Consider the following 16,861-nt stretch of genomic DNA (forward strand, 5'->3'; position numbering starts at 1 on the left):
TGAGATCGCGGGTGAAGGAGCGCAGGTCTTCCATCTCCGCGGCATCCTCCGGCGCGACGATGAAGCGGAACTGATGCCGGTCGCCGCGTCCGCGCTCGACAAACTCCTTGCCGTCGGCCTCGTCGTCGACGGAGTACACCCTGCCCTTCTCGCCGTCCCTGGTCACGCCGTCGCGCTGGAGATAGCGCAGATGCGCATCGACAGCCTTGCTGGTCGTCACGAACTTTTGGCCGCGCCCAGTCCCCTTGCCTCGCCCCGGCAGCTTGACGACACGCGCCTTCACCACGACGCGGCGCGAGCGAAAGCGGACGCCGTTGCCGCCCTGCCTCCATCCGCCACCATTCTTTGGCAACGTTGACGCGACCTTGCCGCCGCGGCCACGGGCATTGAACCGACCACTCCCCTTCCCGGCGCTGCTGCTTGCCCCGATGCGATTGGGGTTGCCGCCCTGCTTGCGGACAGCGATCTCGACCTGGCGCACAAAGGGCAGCGTCCGCGAATTGCCCGGCGCGCCGCCATGCCGCATCCGGCCAGTGCGAACCTGGAATCTATCGCTGTCACGATCTGCCATAACGACAGCATCGGCAGTCGGATTTCGCGCTTCAAGATGGCTGGATTGCCGAGTGTGCTATGGCGCACAAAGACTTGCTGCGGCGTAAAACGGCGGATCGCACATCGCTGCGACACCGCATCTTTGCTTTTCAGATCAACAGGATAGCGAACCAGCCGGCATCATCCGCACCTCGCGTCATTCAGCCTGGCGTTAGCATCCGTCGGAAAAAACAATGTGCAGACAGACACTTACGAGCGAAGCGAGTGCGAGCGCCAGCTCGCTTTATCTTGCTGTCCTAATCGCTGTCCTAATCGGTTGTGCGTAAGCGTCCGGTCTCTGCACCTATTCGGGGTAGTACAATCTCGCGTGATGTCGGGTTCCTTCGTTGCATGGAGGATTTCCGGATGGCGCTCGCCGCTCCTGGGCCAAGGCCAACAGTCCTTACTGGTCGACAGTATTCCTGCACATCTTGATTGCCGCGGTACCAGCTCGCAACATGCGACGCGTTCTAGAGCATGCATGTCGAGGCGATGAACTGGAGCGGCATGGGGGCATGCAGAGTATGCCGCAGCGCTCGGCCTTTCGCCGCATGCGGTGCGGATCTGGCGCAATCGCCTGTAAGAATCCGGCGATGAAATGGACTGGCGATCGCTGCTTCATCCGAGTGCCCGAGCCCAATTAAGCAGCGCTGCTAATTGCACGCGGCGCCAATACCGCTTGACGCCGGAAGCGGTGGGTGGGCGCTCGAACCGGCGCCGGTTCAGCGACGAGCAGAAGTGGGCGATCGTGAGGGAGACGGAGAAGCCCGGTGCCGCCGTGGCGCAGGTTTGCCGCCGCCATGGTATTGCCACCAGCATGGCCTTCCGCTGGCGGGAAGAGTTCGGCCTGACCGCTCGTAAGGCGCTGGGTCGAGCGCGCCGATGAAGGCGAAGACGAGCCGTCGGCGCTGGCCGCCTTGCGCGATCTCGTGCGCACACCGGACGGCATGGTGGCGATCGAACTGGATGATGACGGCGCGTGTTCGTGCCGGCGGCCGCCACTGCGACTGCGGTGAAGCGGCAGCTCGCCGGCAAAGAGAAGGCATCATGATTGTCATTTCCAGCGGGGTGAAAGTGGATCTGGCGGCTCGCCTACACCGACATGCGCAAAGGTCTCGATGGTCTCGCCACCTGATCCAGGAACAGCTCAAGAAGGAGCCGTTCTCGGGTCAGTTGTTCGTCTTCCGCGGCAAGAATGCCTCGCTTCTGAAGATCCTGTTCTGGGACGGAACGGAGCTGTGCCTGTTCACTAAGCGCATCGATCACGGACGGCTTGTGGGGCCGCGTCTGGCCGAGCCTGGCGAGGTGCTTGCGGTCAGTTCACTGATGGATACGATTGGATCGGACTAAAGCCGTATACCGCCTATTGTGAAGCCACCGTCGACGGTGATCTCCTGCCCGGTAACAAAACTGGCGTCGTCCGAAAGCAACCAGGCCACGGTGCCCGCGACATCTTCCGATGTGCCGTTGCGGCGAAGGGGGGTGTGGCTGGCGAGGCGCGCGGCGAAGACAGGATCTATGACATCATCGGCCATCGGCGTCAGGATGATGCCCGGATTTATGGCGTTGACGCGGATGTTCCGTGGGCCTTGCTCCACCGCAAGCGTGCGCATCATTGCCTGTAGGGCGCCCTTCGTGCCGGCATAGGCTCCGGCGCCGGGCATCACTCCACCAGCCGTCCATGAGGCGTTGATGAGAATGCTGCCATCGGCCAGAAACGGCAGGCATTGCTTGATGGTGAAGAAGGTGCCGCGCAAATTGGTAGCGATCAGCGCGTCGAATTCATCCGCTTCCGTGACGGCCAAAGGCTTGAACTCGCCCAGTACGCCGGCGTTGGCGAACAGGGCATCCAGTTTTCCGAAGTGCGTTATCGTCGTCTGCACAGCCGCGGCAACCGCCTCGTTGTCGGCGATATCGCAGGCAATCGCGATCGCGGTGCCGCCGGCGGTCTCGATCTCCGACTGCAATTGACTGATAGGCCCAGGCCGGCGTCCGACGAGAGCGACTTGGCCACCCTCTTCGACCAATCGAAAAGCAGCGGCCCGCCCCATGCCAGTTCCCGCCCCCGTAATGAGGATCGTTTTGCCCGTGAATCTGTTCTGTGCCATGTCGTGTTCCTCGGTTGCAGCGTCACGGCAGTTGTAATTTCGCTGATTTGTATGGATAATTCCGAAAAATACATGTTCATTTAAAAGGCAAACTATCAAATGAGCCTATTTCGTTCCATGCAGGTGTTCGTGACGACGGTGCAAGAGGGCTCGATGAGCGCCGCCTCCGGCAAGCTCGGGATGTCGCCAGCAATGGTCGGGCAGCACGTGGCGGCACTGGAGGAGCGGCTCGGAACGCGTCTTCTGAACAGGACCACGCGCCGTCAGAGCTTGACGGATTTCGGCGCCAGCTACGTCGAACAGTGCCGAGATATTCTGGAGCGCGTTGCCATCGCGGATCAAGATGCCGAGGCATTGCAAGCAGAGCCTCGCGGCAAGCTGAAGGTTACGGCACCGACGACTTTTGGCGCAGAGGTCTTGATGCCGAGATTGCAGCGCTACCGCGAGCTTGCCCCGGACGTCACGCTGGATGTCACCTTGACGGATCGCAACGTCGATATCGTCGACGAAGGGTTCGATATTGCTTTCCGTATCGGCGAGTTGCCGGATAGCCGCTTGATTGCGCGCCGTCTTGCCCCTTACCGGATGATGATCTGTGCCGCGCCGGATTACCTTGCACGAAGGGGCAATCCAGACCATCCTAGTGATCTAGCCAACCACGATGCCATCGGCTTTACCCCGGCAGCGCGGTCGCCATGGAAGCTGGCGAAAGGTGACGATATGGTCGAAGTTATTCCGCGAACGTCGATCACCGTCAATAGCGGTCAGGCCGTCCGCATGACTGCACGCGCTGGCTTGGGAGTGATCATGCAGCCGTCCATTCTACTGAGTTCGGATGTCCAGGCAGGCCTGCTCGTTCAACTCTTTCCAGACTGGCATCTACGTGAACGATCGATGTCGCTTGTCTATCATCGCGACCGCCGCATGACGCCGCGCCTGCGCAGCGTCATCTCGTTTGCCATTTCAGAATTCGGTGCGACATCCGAACGGCGGGAAAATCCTCATTCCTAGGGTCCGCTCTTGGCGCCCTCAGCCATGGGCGATCATGACACCCAAGATCGGGCAGATCCGGCAAACGGCGATTGCTTTTGGGTCCGGCTAATCAGGCATAATCCGGCGATCCTGGAACCGAAAAGGTTCGTGAATTCAGCGGTGCGGAAACCGCTTAACTCGGGCGACTGACAGCCGTCCGGTGCGGGTGGCAGTAACCGAAAAGGCTCTGCAGAAAACGCACGCCTTGCCCGATCATCTTCCGCGCGGCCGGCGCGACGACGAGGACCGCGCCACAGCGTGCCGCGACGATCACTGTTGGGCGCATGTTCACGGCTCAACCCTGCGACGCAGGAGCCATGGTTCATGGCGCTGGCTCGCGTGGGGCTGCACGCTTGGCGCGCGGAGAAGCGAGCGGGAAAGCCTTCCTGCTTCCCCGACGCGATCGTGAACTTTGTCTGCCGCCGGACCGAACGATCCCGCGAAAATTGCCTGCTTGATATTTGCACGGAATGAGGTTTGTTGGCGGAGTAGCGAATTATTTGCCTGATTGGCGAATAGACAGACCATCGTTTTCAAAGCGCCCTTTGGACAAGAGGAATATTCGATGACCGTTTCTCCAGACCCAAGCGACCAGGCTGATCTCGTATCAATCACCGCCGAAATCGTTTCCGCCTACGTTTCGAACAATCCGCTTCCGGTCGGCGAATTGTCGAAGCTGATCGGGGATGTCTATGTCGCGTTGCAAGGGATCGGCACACCTGTGGCTCCGACCGCAGCCAAACTGGAGCCGGCGGTATCGATCAAGAAGTCAGTGTCACCTGATTTCATCATATGCCTGGAAGACGGGAAAAAGTTCAAATCCTTGAAGCGGCATATCGGAACGCATTACAATCTGAGTCCGGACGAATACCGTCAAAAATGGAACCTGCCCTCCGACTATCCTATGGTTGCGCCGAACTACGCGGCGACTCGCTCCGCCCTGGCAAAATCAATAGGCTTGGGCCGCAAGGCGGCAGCGCCAGCGACGGCTGCGGCGGAAAAACCAAAACGATCTGCTCGCGCGGCAGCAGCGACAACAGCCGCAACGGCAGTCAAGTCGCCAGTGAAGAAGGCGCGCAAGGCACCCGTCAAAGCATAGCGTGCTGCACCAGATAGAGGTGCAGTGGCGAACGTGAACATGGCGAAGCCCCGCCTTGCGTGGGGCTTCGTGTTAGCTCGGATCACTCGCCGGCCCGGCGGGACCAGATGAGCGAGAACTCGCCCTCGGTCTCGACCAGGCTTGCATAGATCGGAGCGGGGAAGCTGGGATCGTCGAGCTTGACGGAGTGATAGTCGCGGCCCTCGCGCGAGGTCTTCTTCCATGCCGCCCCGAACTCGATGGCGCCGGCGAAGATGCGGAAGTCCGGACCGTTTTCATTGTCGCCTTCGGCCGGGGCGAACGTCACCGCCTTGACGTTGAGGTTCAGGGTTTTGACTGAGCCGGAGAAGCCATTCGCGGTGCGGGAGAATGTGCCGATCGTCGCCATTGTGGTGGTTCCTCCTGTTTCTCGGGCCGCGCCTATCGCGGCCTCGATGGTGGTCTTGAGACCGGGGGCGATCGGGCCGCACCCAAAGCAGCTGAAACGAAGTGGAAGACGGCGCCGCGAGACTTTCTTGGGCCGCGAGGAATGGACGCAAACCGGGGTCCCCGCCAGGTGTGCCGGGTGGGGTGGTACGGCCAGGGGAAGAAAACGCAGCGCCGACGTTGCGGGAAGACGATCGAGACTAAGCGAAGCGAAGACGGTGTTCGGTCAGACCCAAATCCATTCGAGGGCACCGTTGGCGTAGCTTGAACGAACAGATGGGCAGGAACCGCTATGACGGCGACCGCGATCGGCACGCGCTCTCGCGCGCGTCCCGGATAGTAGAGGCAGAGCCTGGCGAAGGGGGGGTGTCCGGTCCTCCAGCACGCGAACGAGGCGTCCTGCCTCGATGTCGGTCGCACATTCTGTTCCATGAAGAAGCCAAGCCCAATGCCTTCGAGGGCCATGTCAGTGAGCGCCCAAGTGGCTTATGGCGACCAGGCGATCGTAAACGATGTCGGCGCGGCCCGCCGGTCCGCGAATGTTTCCTTCGAGGAAATGGTCGAAGTTGGGGTCGGTAAGCATCTCGGCAATTTGCTCTGCGATATAGATTCGGATCTCAAGTTCGGCCCCGGCGATTTCCTCGACGAGCTCCTCACGCCCATCGACGAGCAGGAGAATGTCCTCAGCATCCCTGCTACCGATGAGATCGGCTTCACCGCGCCGGCGGTACGTCTCCAGTTTGGTTGCGACAAATAAAGGAGGCGTGAGGTGTCGGATCACGAGCGTTTCCTCCAACGCCGCTGGGACCGCCGTCTCAATCCCCTTGGCGTACCAGCGATTGCTGAAGCCGAGGATAGCCTCGTCGTCCGGCATGAAGTCGACCTTAAGGTCGCCAAGTTTCATGCGGCAGATGACATTGTCGTCCGGCGACTCGGAAAAGCCGCGCTCGCGCAACCGATTCATTAGTTCCGCGCATTCTGCGAAACCGGCAAGATCAGCGATCAGGTCGACGTCGTCGGTCGCCCTGACCCCTTCCAGGGTGATGGGATCCGTTGTATAGAGCGCTGTCGTGCAGCCGCCGACAAAGACCAGGCGCGCCCGAAGCTCGTCGCCGATCGCAACGGCGACCGTCTTCAGCTGAACCTGGACCGTCATCCCAACCTCTCTGCCAGCAAGTTGGCGGCCAGATTGGCCTCGCGCTGATTGCCAAGACGCACGGCGTCAACGAGCGCGAGATAGGCGTAGAGACGCTCGTCCTTCTCGGCAGCGTCCGGCACGCTTTTGAAGAGCGGTTCGACCGACTGGCCCATTTCCTGACCGCGAGCATAAGGCCAGACGCTGATGAGGCTGCCGGCGCTTTGCAGGGAATTGCGAAGAACAGGTGCCGCAAAGGCCGTAGGTAGACCGCGTTGCATTGTGCCCGGCTTTGCAGGAAAGACGAATTTCAGGCCATGAACGATGAATTCGCGCAGCTGTCGCCGGTTCGGCTTGGGTCGACCGGTCTTCCTGTCCTTGATCGCGATACCAGATGCGAGACTGCGCTTGATTGAGGCGCTGACTTCGGTCTTGCTGATCCCAAGCGCCGCCTCAAGGCCGCGGACGGAATAAGGATCCTCCCCCCACGAGCCCTTGCCGCGCCGGCTGATGGCCGATATTTTGCTCGTCGTCCTCCAAGCTCACCAACTTGAGCAGAACGACAACATCCTGGCTCTTCATCATAGTAATCGCTTCTGTCCTTTGTCCTCGGACAGAGGACACTAACCCATGTGACAGGCCGCACTGTCAACGCCGCGCGCCGGTGGAGAAATTGGCCCTTGATTTTTTGCAGCTCTGAGCTTCTGAAAGGTCCTGCACGAGGCGCGTCATGCCCACCGATAGCCAGTACATTTTCGAAAGTATCAAGCAGGGGTGCGTGATGCTTTCCGATGACGAGTTCGTCATAGACAGGTTGGTGAAGTATTTCGGCAATGGCAGGATCCGCTGGCACGTCGAATTCCGTGAGCATCGCATCGAGCTGTCGACCGGCCAGCTCAAGAAGCAGCCTGCCTTCCGCAGGAAGATACTCGAACAGGCTGGCGTGCTGCCGCCCCGGCGTGCCGGGGCCAGTTACAGGCGATGGGCACTCAATCTGAGGAAGAATGCCATCGCGCTTCCCTGGCGAGACAGGCCGGTCGACGCCGATTTCGCCATCGACAGGCTCACCAGCCACGGAGATGGGCGCTGGACGGTTGAATACCAGGGCAAGTCAATCAAGTTCACGTCAATCAAACTGCGCAGGCAAGTCAGTTTTCGCAAACGCATGCTGGCCAAGGCCAAGGTGCTGCCGCCCGAGTTGGCACCGTCCGCTTATCGAAAGTGGATGGACTGGCTCATTCACAACGCCTCCGAGGCTGCGCCGCTAGCCGGCGAGGCCTCGATGCCAGAGAAAAGCTGGCTTGACGATCTGCCAGAGCTAGCCGGCTGGTAAAATGAAGCACCGCCCCAAGCGACCAGCTAGCCTGAATATCTCAAAGTGAGGGGTGCATCGGACCCCGTCCTTGGATCTGATGACTCTTTGTTGCAAAAGCAGTTTCTCAGATTCTCGGGGCCGATGCACCCCTCACTTTGAGATATTCAGGCTAATACTTATCTTGGCGTACATATCTCGCTCGGTGCGGCGCACTTGCGCCTTGCACCGTCCGACTGGCATGTGCCATCCGGATTGCCGCTAGCTCACGCAGTCCGGGGCCTGGTCAGTCCAGAGCGGGATGCAGCTTCTTCGCTTCTTCGCTTCTTCGCTTCTTCGCTTCTTCGCTTCTTCGCTTCTTCGCTTCTTCGCTTCTTCAGGTTCGACATTGATTTTCGATTTTTCGATTGCCAGGGTATGTCGGGCGTTCCACGCACGACGAGTCGAACATCGGGATGCTTGCGCACCTCGATGGCAAATTTCGCCAGCAGGTTGATGCCGGAAGAGTTGAGAAAGTGAAGGTCCCTCAGAGAGGGGCGACATGGGACCGCGACGGAAAAACTGAAATATTGGACCGTTTTCACTCGAGCCCGATCCACACAAAGCCGTCCTGCTTTCGGCAGGGATATACGATCAGCTTTGCGCGGTTTTTCGAAATGTCACCCAAATATTCAAGGCCCGCCCTGGTACCATCGTGCTCCAACTTCGCCCACTCCCTGATTTCGCCGGTAAGCAGGTCGAAACAACTCTGATGCCAGCGGCAGACCAGGCCAAGATCTGCGGTGATCGTGCTCTCCATGTGTGGGAGCTTCAGCTTTTCGGCCTGAGCGGAACTTCGGCGCTCGTAGAGCGGCAGATGAAGATGCGGGCAGGCATTGTTGAAGGCGCAATAGCTATCGGATCCGCGAACGACGACGATGTCGTAATCTTCAAAATCGAGAATCCGGCGTTCGTGGGGCTGAAGCTCGTCTTCGGCGAAAGCGCGAATCCACCTCCTGCCGCCCTGACGGATGGTTTCGCGAGGCCGTCTGGCATTCAGCTCGGCGTCAATTTCGGGCTTCAGCCTGACGATTTCGAACAGGCTTGTGCGCTCGCCGGTACCGCGAAGGCGTACCCTGACGAAGTCGCCGATTTCCACCTTGTCGGCGATCTGGTCGCGGAGGGCCTCGGATATCAGCAATCGCGTACCGGCATCTCTATTGGCGGCCTCGACCCGGCTGGCCAGATTTACAATGTCGCCGATGGCCGTGAGACGTTTGTGTCCAGCAAAACCCAATGTGCCGATGACGGCTTCGCCATAGTTGAGGCCGATGCGAATATCGAAATCGATGCCATACATCGAGGCAAAGAACGGCTTCAGACGATCAACTGTGGCGAGGGTCTGAAGTGCGGCGTTCACGGCGCGGAGCGGAGCGTCGGGCTGGTCGTCGATGCCGAATATTGCCATGAGGCCATCGCCGATCAGTTTGTCGATGAAACCGCCATTCTGCTCGATGATGTCGCCGACCTGGGCGAAGTAACGATTGAGCAGATACATCACGTCGTAGGGGGAAAGCCGCTCCGACAGCGCTGTGAAATCTACAATGTCGCTGAAGAAGACCGCAACATGCCTTGCTTCGCAGCAACGCGTCGCGGCAGAAGCGCCAAGCTGGCTGGTGATCATCATGTCGGTTTCGTCTAGCACCAGGCGTCGGACGCGAAGCTCGCCTTCCGGTCTGAGCTGACAGGCCAGCCGAACCTCATCGGCCAATCTCAACCGGTTCGCCATCAGGGTTTCGTCCGGATTCCGGTCCGGGCAAGCCTCAATGCCGTCGAGAACCCAAACGCGGCATGTCGAGCATTTCGCCCTGCCGCCGCATGCGTGGGCAAATGGCACGCCCGATCTGAGAGCCGCCTCAAGCAAGGTCTCATCTGCGGCCACGTCGAAACCCACTCTGTCGGGTAAAGCGGTTACTTTGGTCATATCACCGAACACAGGTCCGTCGCGTTAACTGGCTTGCCAGTGTAGCACCAATCGGCTCAGGCAATAGAATCATGCAAAATTCGAGCACCGACGAAGCCGAAATGGTTTCGTTGCGGGGACCGGACCATAAGACCGCTTGCATCGGCAGCGACCGCTTGCTGAGCGGACAACGAGGGTTCATCACGGCGCGGATCGTGTTGGTGTCCTCGCAGAGCAGAATCGGGCTTAGTCCAGATGCAACAACCACGCAGCAACGATGTACGCCCGCAATCAGCGCGGGAAGCGGATCATCTCGCTCTAATCGTCGAACTTCCGTCAATGGCGCGTCCCGCTGGTTCAAACACATGAGCCGGAGCAAGCCCGAAATGAGCATAACGACTGGCTGGGGTGGCAAGCGGAAGTCCAGCGTGAACGCGCGGAATAGTTGATTTGCGGACTTGAGCCGGCATTAGGTTGCGCAAGCTGTAGCGGCTGACCTTGGCGCGACCGAGACCAACGTCGGCGCTGACGCGCAGGGCCCGCTCTTGAAGCCAGTGGCCAGCGGGCTCTACGCCAACAATGGGCGCTTTCCAGAATGACTGGAACCGCACCATCGCTGACCAAACCTAAGCTTGGCCAGCGGAGCAATCACCTTTACGATTCGACCAGGATCACCAAGGACTCTGGAACCACTCCATCGAAGGCCATCGCATCCGCGGCTTCCTTGCTCTGCATAGCTTTCATCATGGCGTCCATGTCCGGAACGTCCATGAGAACGGCCACCCGAGTCGGATTTTGTGGATCTACAAATGTTCGTATGTTGGTCACGCCGAGCGGACCAAAAAGCTCTTTGCGCTTCGGCGAGTCGAGCCAGTGTTTTGCGCCCTTTGTGATGTTATGGTAGCCAATGACTGTCGGCATTGCATCCTCCCTATCGTAACGGCGAAGGCCCGGCATCAACCAAAAGTGCCAAGATCCATCCCGTCGAACGACGGAGCGCCGTTTCGGTTGGACTGTCAATTATTTCGTTAAAGGCGCGCGGAAGAACGATTCGGAGTGGGCGTTTCTTACGGACCGTTCGACCTCAATGAACCAGGATCGCGGTCACGCGGCTGTGGCTATTGACATGTGACAAGCGCAAACAGCCGGACAACAACAGCAAGGACTCGCGTGGCACATATCGGGATCCGGCGCTGGGGTCGGAAAGGGCAGTTGGGCGTAGGTGCCTGTCATGACCCGGCGGGCCAAGCTCGTGGGTTATCGCTGAGGTGGAGGCCTCGGATGAGCGTTCTTACGAACGGGCGACCCAGCAACGTGACTGCCCACGAGATTGTTGAAGAGCTGATCCTACAAGCCCGTCGCGGTCAAATCATCTCCGTCAAAGAGACCATTACAGTGGTGCGCCGAGACGGGCCGCAAGTGGAAAGTGACTGCGCGCCGGTCGAGCTTATTGTAGAGATTGCCCCAGCCTTTGGCCTGTTTGTCGCGTTCGACCTCCACGAATAGCGTCATGGCAACCCACTGGTTCAACCCCGAGAGGGCACTCTTTGCCCCAGCCAGTTATCCGATCCCGCTCAGAAATTTCTACCAACATTCCCGCCTTCCAAGGAACCAAGGAACAAATCTTCTCGGCAGGAGGTTCTATCCTCGACCATGGTTGAGGTCGACAGAAGGAAACAGAAGGCTATCGCCGACCTTGTGCGACGGTGGGGTCACATCAGATGGTCTCGGGCCGCTTCATTCCGCGGCCTCCAGCAAGCCGGCTTCTTCCTGCAAGCCGTGAAGAAAATCCGCGGCGCGCTGCGCGTGGCTGGCTGCGGTGAAGATCGCCCGCTTGTCGTTCTTAAGCACCTTCAGCCATGAGCCGATATAGGCGGCATGGTCGGGCCGGGTTTCGGGCGTCAGGTCGCGATCGGCGGACAGGAAGAGCGAAGCAAGTTCAGCAACGAGTTCTTCCATCGCGTAGCCTTCGTCGCCCCAGCGCTTGCGGCCAAAATCCCGCTCCAGCCGCGAGGGGTAGCGCGTCCAGTGCGTGCACTCGTGCGCCAGCGCTGCGTAATAGCTTTCGGCATTGCGGAAGGTCTCGAACGGCGGCATCTGCACATGGTCGCTGCCCATGCTGTAATAGGCCTGATTGCCGCCGTGACGGATATCGGCGCGCAGCGCGGCGAAGAAAGTTTCCGCATGCTCGATGCGTGCTACCGGATCGAGGCGCTGTTCCGCCGGGGCATAGAATTGCGCCGGTAGGCCCTCGATCTGCTCGACATTAAAGACGGTGTAGCCCTTCATAAACGGGATATCCCGCTCCTGCTCCTCGCCGGTCGCTTCGTCCTTCTCTGTCCTGCGGATACGGTCGGCATAAACGACAAGATTGCCCCTCTCGCCCTTGCGGACATGCGCGCCCATCTCTTGCGCCTGTTTGAAGGTCATCCAGATCGGCGCGGCAAAGCCCTGCGCCATGGCTACCGACCAAAAGCATGATGATGTTGATTCCCTGATAGGGCACGCCGTTATGACGTAAGGGCGGCGAAATCCGCCCGGCGGCGTGCTCCGCGTTCCAAGGCTTCAGCCATGGGCGCAGGCCCTGTTCCAGTTCGGCAACAATGCTCGCCGTCACCTTCTCATAAACATCTGCTTTCATTGGTTTTTCCTCCTAGTTTACGGTTGCGCAGCAGCTGCTGCTGCAACCGGACTAGGCCCCGCGCCAATGAGCGGGCGGAATGCGGTCAAGGCTGAAAATCAAAGGGTGGTGCGGCCCACAGCGGAGTGAGCACACGGCCTTTGATTTTCACGCGAATAGCGCCCGGCCTTGACGGCAGGGGGCGGCAGCCCCGGATCAAAAGAGAAAAGGTTGCACGGGCCGAAACGGCCCGTTCAGGTCACGGCCTGAAAGGGCGTGCTTGCGCGAGGGATGGAAGCCGGATGGCCGAAATCCCGGCGTAGCGTGGCGAAGCCGGAGTTCGGTTTACGAGAGCCCGGTCCTGCGTAGCTTCAGCGAAGCAGTACGCGCCCAGAATCCGGCGCCGTAATCGGGTTCGGTCGCTGTTCCGGTTTTTGCTGCGCCGCATGCGCCTTCCCTGAGGCCATGCGAGGTCACTGCGTACGGGAAAGCTGGCATTGGTGTAGCTGAGGAAGTGCGGCGCAATCGGTGGAAGTTTAAGATAACTGCCAAGGCATGAAAAGCATTGAAGGCACTCCCTGGCGGCTTGGCGGTCAGCTGCTCCTGGAACTTGGCGAAGTCGGCTACCTCCCAGTGCTCGGCGAGCTTTCCGTCGGCGATCCGATAGAATTGAAAAGCAGCGAAATCGACGCGATTGCCGGTCGCCTTGATCTCACCGAAGTCATTTTCACCTGGGTGCCGCTGACGCGATTCATGACCGCCACCCGATCGCCCTCGCCGATGATCTGCTCGATGGTCCAAGTGAAATCGGGAAAGCTGGACTTTAGGCCCTCGAGATAGCCGCGGATGACGTCGATGCCAGAGGATTGTTCATTCAGCTTGTCACCATAGTCCTGCGAAACAATGTCGGCGAGCTGGGTCAGATCACCGGAACATATCGAAATAGCGGCGGACGATGGCTTTATTGGCATCAGAATCGGACATGGGCTGCTGTACCCGGTTCCATTCGCTGGCAGGCTGCATCGTCGGCAGTGACCGTGCTGAGCCGCCTGTGACTCGAAGAGTCGAGTAGATGAACGAGCGCTGGCCACGCCGAGATGGCGGTCGCTTGGAGGGCGGTAGGTCTGGAAGGTTTGGCTTTTGTCTCGCTGGCCGAGAGGGACTTCATGCACGAGCGCCGCAACGGTTCAGGTGGAAAGCGTTTGGTCGTTGCCAAGACCATCGGGGACTTCTGAAATAGCGAGCGGGCGTGCTGGTCCTTCAGGGGATAATTCCCCGAGGGCCCCGGCGTAGCTGAATCTGGCGGGTACCGCAGCATTTCTTGAACTTCATACCTGAACCGCAAGGACATTGATCATTGCCGCCGCGTTGCAGCCGGCCGACCAGGGGCAGCAGCGCTGCTGAAGGCAGGAGCGCTGCCGCCAGGGCAGCCAACTTGCCCGAGATTCCCGGTACGACGAGGCGACGACCAGATTTGAACCCTCGCCACGCCCGTTCGGCCACATACTCCGGATCCACCTTGGGCAAGATGTTGAAGAGCGCCGTCTGATTGGCGCCTGATCTTGCGAGAAACTCCGTCGACACCGGGCCTGGTGCAACGCATGTGACCGTCACACCGGTTCGGCGCAATTCCTGGTGAAGCGCCTCTGAGAAGAAGCGCACGAAAGCTTTGCTGGCGAAGTACAGAGCCATATAAGGCCCGGGAACGAACCCGGCCACGGAACTGAGATTGAGCACCCCGCCCCGTCGGCGCGCCACCATTCCCGGCAGAAAATGGAGGGTCAGTTCTGTGAGGGAATGTATGTTGAGATCGATGATGCCCAGTTGATCATCGATAGGCAGCGCCGTCGTCGCGCCCCGCAGGCCATAGCCGGCGCTGTTGACCAGGACATCACAGACCAGGCCGTGTGTGGACAGAAAGCCCTCCATGCGCGTCGGCGCATCGCCTGCCACGAGATCCAACTCGAGCGTGAATGCCTCGCCGCCCGCCTCCCTAACCTCAGACGCCGCGGCGGCCAAACCCTCGGGCGAGCGGGCAACCAGCACAACCGCACCGCGCTCCCTTGCCGCGACGCTCGCAATCGCCCGGCCAATTCCACCCGAGCCGCCAATCACGACGATAGCTGGCCGGTATTCACAGTGCGAAATCACGTCGCCTTCCTCTGTCTTGCAGGAGCGGAAACTCCTTGACCGAGCAGCATCACTTCATTGGCGACAGTGCCGTTCAGGATCTTTTCGAATCTCTCCAGTGCTCGTGCGACGTTCGCTCCATCCATGACCCGGTGATCGTAGTGGATGCGGACATTCACCGATCCGTCTTTGCCGATCGGACCGTAGTTCAGAAGCGTGGTCAGTGGTGTCAGCGGGTTGAGTGATTCCGCACCGAGACCAGAATAGACCGACAGTTGGAAGGTACCGAAGTAATTTGCCCTTTGCCGGGCGATGTTCAACCCTAGCCACATAAGCAGCCACCTGACTGGCGCGGGCGCACCTGCCACCCGCAAGGCACGCCGAAACTCCGGGACCTCCAGGATCGGCCGTGATCGAGCCGCATGGATGGATCCCTCAAGTTCCGTGATGGAGTAGCGCTCCGGGCACTTGATGCAGCTCAGCAGAACGGCCGGCTCGCCATCATATTCGCGCTCGTGGGCAATCGAGGCTACGCTTGCCGGATACTCATAAAGCTGCGGCCAGGGCAACTTGACATAGGCGCGCCGCAGCTCCGGCATCTCTAGGGCAAGAAGCGCATATCCTTTCAGGAAGATCGCGGTCCAGGAGGGCCTGGTCTGCTGCGCCATTCTAGCCCTTACGAGTGGGCTGAGGTTCATCTGACGCTGCACCGCGACCCGTGGCACGCCGATCGAAAACCTCATCAGATCGCCAACAAGGCGCCGGGGCGCGGAAAGCTTGAGGGCTCGGCCTCGCATAAAACGTACCTCTAATAAAGATAAGGGACTATTCGCTTGGTCTTTTCCATATAGGCACGGTATTGCGGGCCGAAATTCTCCAGCATCATACGCTCTTCCTCGTCCACTCTCAGCAGGAAAAGGACTGCGAACCCAATCAAACCCGATATGCCCGCAATCCAGTTCGCCAGCAAAAAGACCTGGCCGAGGCCCATGAGCAGGAACGAGGTATACATCGGGTGGCGGACCAAAGCGTATGGTCCGGCGCAGATGAGTTCATGCCGTTCGCGAATCTCCAGCGTAATCGACCAGTTCCGGCCAAGTTCCTTATGGGATCTGCGAAAAACCCATAGCGCGGAGCAGAAGATGATTGTGCCGAGAGCCACGGCCCAAACGCTGGCCGGGTGGTCAGCCGCTGCGGGCATGCCGGTGACAACATAGAAGGCAGGCAGGATTGCGAGGCCAAACAGAGCAGATGCAAGCCCGACGATGTCGGAACGTGAGCGGTAGCCAGTTACAATTCGCACGCGCCTTGCCCGGCGCTCGAAGGGATACCGAATCACGTACCAAGCAACGATGCCGATCACCCAAATGACCTCGCCAAGTGAGGCTGCCGCAATGCTCACTTCAGGTCACCAGCGCCCTTTCTGCGATCGCGACTGTAGCAGCTGCCCCTGAGTATGGCCACTTCACCCATCGTCTCGATTTCGTCACCGGCCGACCTTCAGGCGCAGCGATCCTCTCCGAGTTAGTCCGCAGACGCGAAAGCCGGAGGGGCAGTACCGATCGCATTCGGTCCCATTCATCCCTCGAATCTTGGTTATGTATTCATCTCCCGAAGCTCGGTTATGAATTGTTGCGGCCGGAGCTGAATGGCGGGAGTCTTATATCCCATGGAATGAGCGATGTCCGCCACGAAGCCGTTGCAGTTCAAGACCGTCGCCTGCCAGACATGCGAGCTCGCCTGCAGCTTGCGGATGTAGGCAACGACTTTGTCGTATTCGGCCCGGGTCAATATGATTTGCCAGCTTGCGGATCTGTATGGTTCTTCCAGATCACCGTCGCTCCACCCGGTTTCGGCTGGCACCGGCACGATATGGCCCAGAACATAGGGAACCGCACTGTTCGAAGCCGGGTGAAGGCCCGCGACTTGGGGATCGATCATTCTCCCGGCCCGGTCCAGGCGCCCAAAAACTGCGTAGGTGTGGCCGTAGCTTAGGGCGTAGCGGGAGCGGAACTCGATGAAGTACCGCTCGTCGTTTTTTTGAGGCGCAGCTCCGCCATCGGCATAAGATACGAAATTCGGCTGGGGCGGCAGGTCTTTCGTCTGACATGCCGCTGCCGGGAGGGCCACCAACGCCACAAGCAAGAGACGGCTACTTAGAAGCGTCATCGCCGCGTCCATTCCCGAACTTCACAAAGCACAGACCTAATAACGGCCTATGCTCGCCAACCGCTATGAAGCCGGCCAAAGCCCCGGCTGCGTATGTATGGGGAAGGGCTTGGCACCCCTTCCCCATACAAGCCGGTCCTTACTTAATCACTGGTTGCTCTACCGGAGCGGGTGCCGGAGCCTTACCCTTTCCTTTGCCGATCCAGTCGTTCGCGCAGCCGCTCAGGCTGGCAACGGCGAGCACAGCAACCATTGCAATCAATATCCTGTTCATCAAGCAATCCTTTCCCCGGGGGC

19 protein-coding genes and 4 pseudogenes are annotated in these 16,861 nt (G+C 59.7%); 6 read left to right on the plus strand and 17 right to left on the minus strand.

Translation table 11 applies throughout. The features are described from left to right. Window positions 1-571, minus strand: a pseudogene (locus NKH90_RS05255) (DUF3363 domain-containing protein); the annotation flags it as partial. A gap of 618 nt (window positions 572-1,189) precedes the next feature. Between NKH90_RS05255 and NKH90_RS05260 the strand changes: the two are divergent. Both NKH90_RS05260 and tnpB read left to right on the plus strand, forming a co-directional pair. Then, the gene (locus NKH90_RS05260) at window positions 1,190-1,477 is read left to right on the plus strand and encodes a transposase (protein WP_352817837.1); all 288 of its coding nucleotides are present in this window, start codon (window positions 1,190-1,192) and stop codon (window positions 1,475-1,477) included. Continuing rightward, entirely contained in the window at window positions 1,474-1,941 is a 468-nt protein-coding gene (tnpB, locus tag NKH90_RS05265) for an IS66 family insertion sequence element accessory protein TnpB (RefSeq protein ID WP_352817840.1), read from the plus strand. Before NKH90_RS05260 ends, tnpB begins: the two co-directional genes overlap by 4 nt. On the opposite strand, the gene NKH90_RS05270 is transcribed toward tnpB, so the two are convergent. Further along, entirely contained in the window at window positions 1,938-2,699 is a 762-nt protein-coding gene (locus tag NKH90_RS05270) for an SDR family NAD(P)-dependent oxidoreductase (RefSeq protein WP_352818411.1), read from the minus strand. The genes tnpB and NKH90_RS05270 overlap by 4 nt on opposite strands. Before the next feature lie 99 nt (window positions 2,700-2,798). Here NKH90_RS05270 and NKH90_RS05275 point away from each other — a divergent pair, with 99 nt between their 5' ends. Beyond that, a complete protein-coding gene (locus NKH90_RS05275) occupies window positions 2,799-3,710 on the plus strand; it encodes a LysR family transcriptional regulator (protein WP_352817843.1) in 912 nt (303 codons plus the stop codon). 586 nt (window positions 3,711-4,296) lie between these two features. Further along, window positions 4,297-4,830 carry a Ros/MucR family transcriptional regulator gene (locus NKH90_RS05280; protein WP_352817846.1) on the plus strand — a complete coding sequence of 178 codons (534 nt, stop codon included), beginning with the start codon at window positions 4,297-4,299 and terminating at the stop codon, window positions 4,828-4,830. Between the two features lie 82 nt (window positions 4,831-4,912). Here the strand turns inward: NKH90_RS05280 and NKH90_RS05285 are convergent, their stop codons facing one another. From NKH90_RS05285 to NKH90_RS05295, 4 genes and pseudogenes are all read right to left on the minus strand, one after another. Then, window positions 4,913-5,218 carry a DUF736 domain-containing protein gene (locus NKH90_RS05285; RefSeq protein WP_352817849.1) on the minus strand — a complete coding sequence of 102 codons (306 nt, stop codon included), beginning with the start codon at window positions 5,216-5,218 and terminating at the stop codon, window positions 4,913-4,915. Between the two features lie 365 nt (window positions 5,219-5,583). After that, window positions 5,584-5,715: pseudogene (locus NKH90_RS34785) on the minus strand (LysR family transcriptional regulator); the annotation flags it as partial. A gap of 7 nt (window positions 5,716-5,722) precedes the next feature. After that, window positions 5,723-6,412 carry a hypothetical protein gene (locus tag NKH90_RS05290; RefSeq protein WP_352817852.1) on the minus strand — a complete coding sequence of 230 codons (690 nt, stop codon included), beginning with the start codon at window positions 6,410-6,412 and terminating at the stop codon, window positions 5,723-5,725. Next, window positions 6,409-6,567, minus strand: coding sequence for a hypothetical protein (locus tag NKH90_RS05295; protein ID WP_352817855.1), 159 nt, complete (start codon window positions 6,565-6,567; stop codon window positions 6,409-6,411). The genes NKH90_RS05290 and NKH90_RS05295 overlap by 4 nt, the downstream gene beginning before the upstream one ends. 554 nt (window positions 6,568-7,121) lie before the next feature. Here NKH90_RS05295 and NKH90_RS05300 point away from each other — a divergent pair. Continuing rightward, complete coding sequence (locus tag NKH90_RS05300; RefSeq protein WP_352817858.1) at window positions 7,122-7,724, plus strand: hypothetical protein; 603 nt, start codon at window positions 7,122-7,124, stop codon at window positions 7,722-7,724. A 350-nt stretch (window positions 7,725-8,074) separates the two neighbouring features. Here NKH90_RS05300 and NKH90_RS34790 read toward each other — a convergent pair. The 3 genes and pseudogenes from NKH90_RS34790 to NKH90_RS05315 form a co-directional block, all read right to left on the minus strand. Continuing rightward, window positions 8,075-8,233: pseudogene (locus tag NKH90_RS34790) on the minus strand (slr1659 superfamily regulator); the annotation flags it as partial. Between the two features lie 50 nt (window positions 8,234-8,283). Further along, window positions 8,284-9,666: an adenylate/guanylate cyclase domain-containing protein gene (locus tag NKH90_RS05310; RefSeq protein WP_352817861.1), complete on the minus strand. Its 1,383-nt coding sequence runs from the start codon at window positions 9,664-9,666 to the stop codon at window positions 8,284-8,286. Between the two features lie 633 nt (window positions 9,667-10,299). After that, complete coding sequence (locus tag NKH90_RS05315; protein WP_352539226.1) at window positions 10,300-10,566, minus strand: hypothetical protein; 267 nt, start codon at window positions 10,564-10,566, stop codon at window positions 10,300-10,302. 360 nt (window positions 10,567-10,926) lie between these two features. On the opposite strand from NKH90_RS05315, the gene NKH90_RS05320 reads away from it, so the two are divergent. Further along, on the plus strand, window positions 10,927-11,151 hold the full coding sequence (locus NKH90_RS05320) for a hypothetical protein (RefSeq protein ID WP_352817865.1): 225 nt from the start codon (window positions 10,927-10,929) through the stop codon (window positions 11,149-11,151). Between the two features lie 231 nt (window positions 11,152-11,382). On the opposite strand, the pseudogene NKH90_RS05325 reads toward NKH90_RS05320, so the two are convergent. From NKH90_RS05325 to NKH90_RS05360, 8 genes and pseudogenes are all read right to left on the minus strand, one after another. After that, a pseudogene (locus NKH90_RS05325) lies at window positions 11,383-12,286 on the minus strand (ArdC family protein). A gap of 324 nt (window positions 12,287-12,610) precedes the next feature. Beyond that, the gene (locus NKH90_RS05330) at window positions 12,611-12,976 is read right to left on the minus strand and encodes an ester cyclase (RefSeq protein WP_352539474.1); all 366 of its coding nucleotides are present in this window, start codon (window positions 12,974-12,976) and stop codon (window positions 12,611-12,613) included. Then, window positions 12,889-13,236 carry an ester cyclase gene (locus tag NKH90_RS05335; protein WP_352539228.1) on the minus strand — a complete coding sequence of 116 codons (348 nt, stop codon included), beginning with the start codon at window positions 13,234-13,236 and terminating at the stop codon, window positions 12,889-12,891. The genes NKH90_RS05330 and NKH90_RS05335 overlap by 88 nt, the downstream gene beginning before the upstream one ends. A 289-nt stretch (window positions 13,237-13,525) precedes the next feature. After that, a complete protein-coding gene (locus NKH90_RS05340; RefSeq protein WP_502893803.1) occupies window positions 13,526-14,413 on the minus strand; it encodes an SDR family NAD(P)-dependent oxidoreductase in 888 nt (295 codons plus the stop codon). Continuing rightward, on the minus strand, window positions 14,413-15,192 hold the full coding sequence (locus tag NKH90_RS05345; RefSeq protein ID WP_352817869.1) for a hypothetical protein: 780 nt from the start codon (window positions 15,190-15,192) through the stop codon (window positions 14,413-14,415). The genes NKH90_RS05340 and NKH90_RS05345 overlap by 1 nt, the downstream gene beginning before the upstream one ends. An 11-nt stretch (window positions 15,193-15,203) precedes the next feature. Beyond that, complete coding sequence (locus tag NKH90_RS05350) at window positions 15,204-15,791, minus strand: protein-S-isoprenylcysteine O-methyltransferase (RefSeq protein ID WP_352503881.1); 588 nt, start codon at window positions 15,789-15,791, stop codon at window positions 15,204-15,206. A 200-nt stretch (window positions 15,792-15,991) separates the two neighbouring features. Beyond that, a complete protein-coding gene (locus NKH90_RS05355; protein WP_352503882.1) occupies window positions 15,992-16,564 on the minus strand; it encodes a hypothetical protein in 573 nt (190 codons plus the stop codon). 139 nt (window positions 16,565-16,703) lie between these two features. Further along, window positions 16,704-16,838 (minus strand): ABC transporter, encoded by a 135-nt coding sequence (locus NKH90_RS05360; protein WP_352503875.1) that lies wholly within the window; start codon window positions 16,836-16,838, stop codon window positions 16,704-16,706. Window positions 16,839-16,861 lie beyond the last annotated feature (23 nt).

Source organism: Mesorhizobium sp. M0898 (genome assembly GCF_040319695.1).
Taxonomy (GTDB): domain Bacteria; phylum Pseudomonadota; class Alphaproteobacteria; order Rhizobiales; family Rhizobiaceae; genus Mesorhizobium.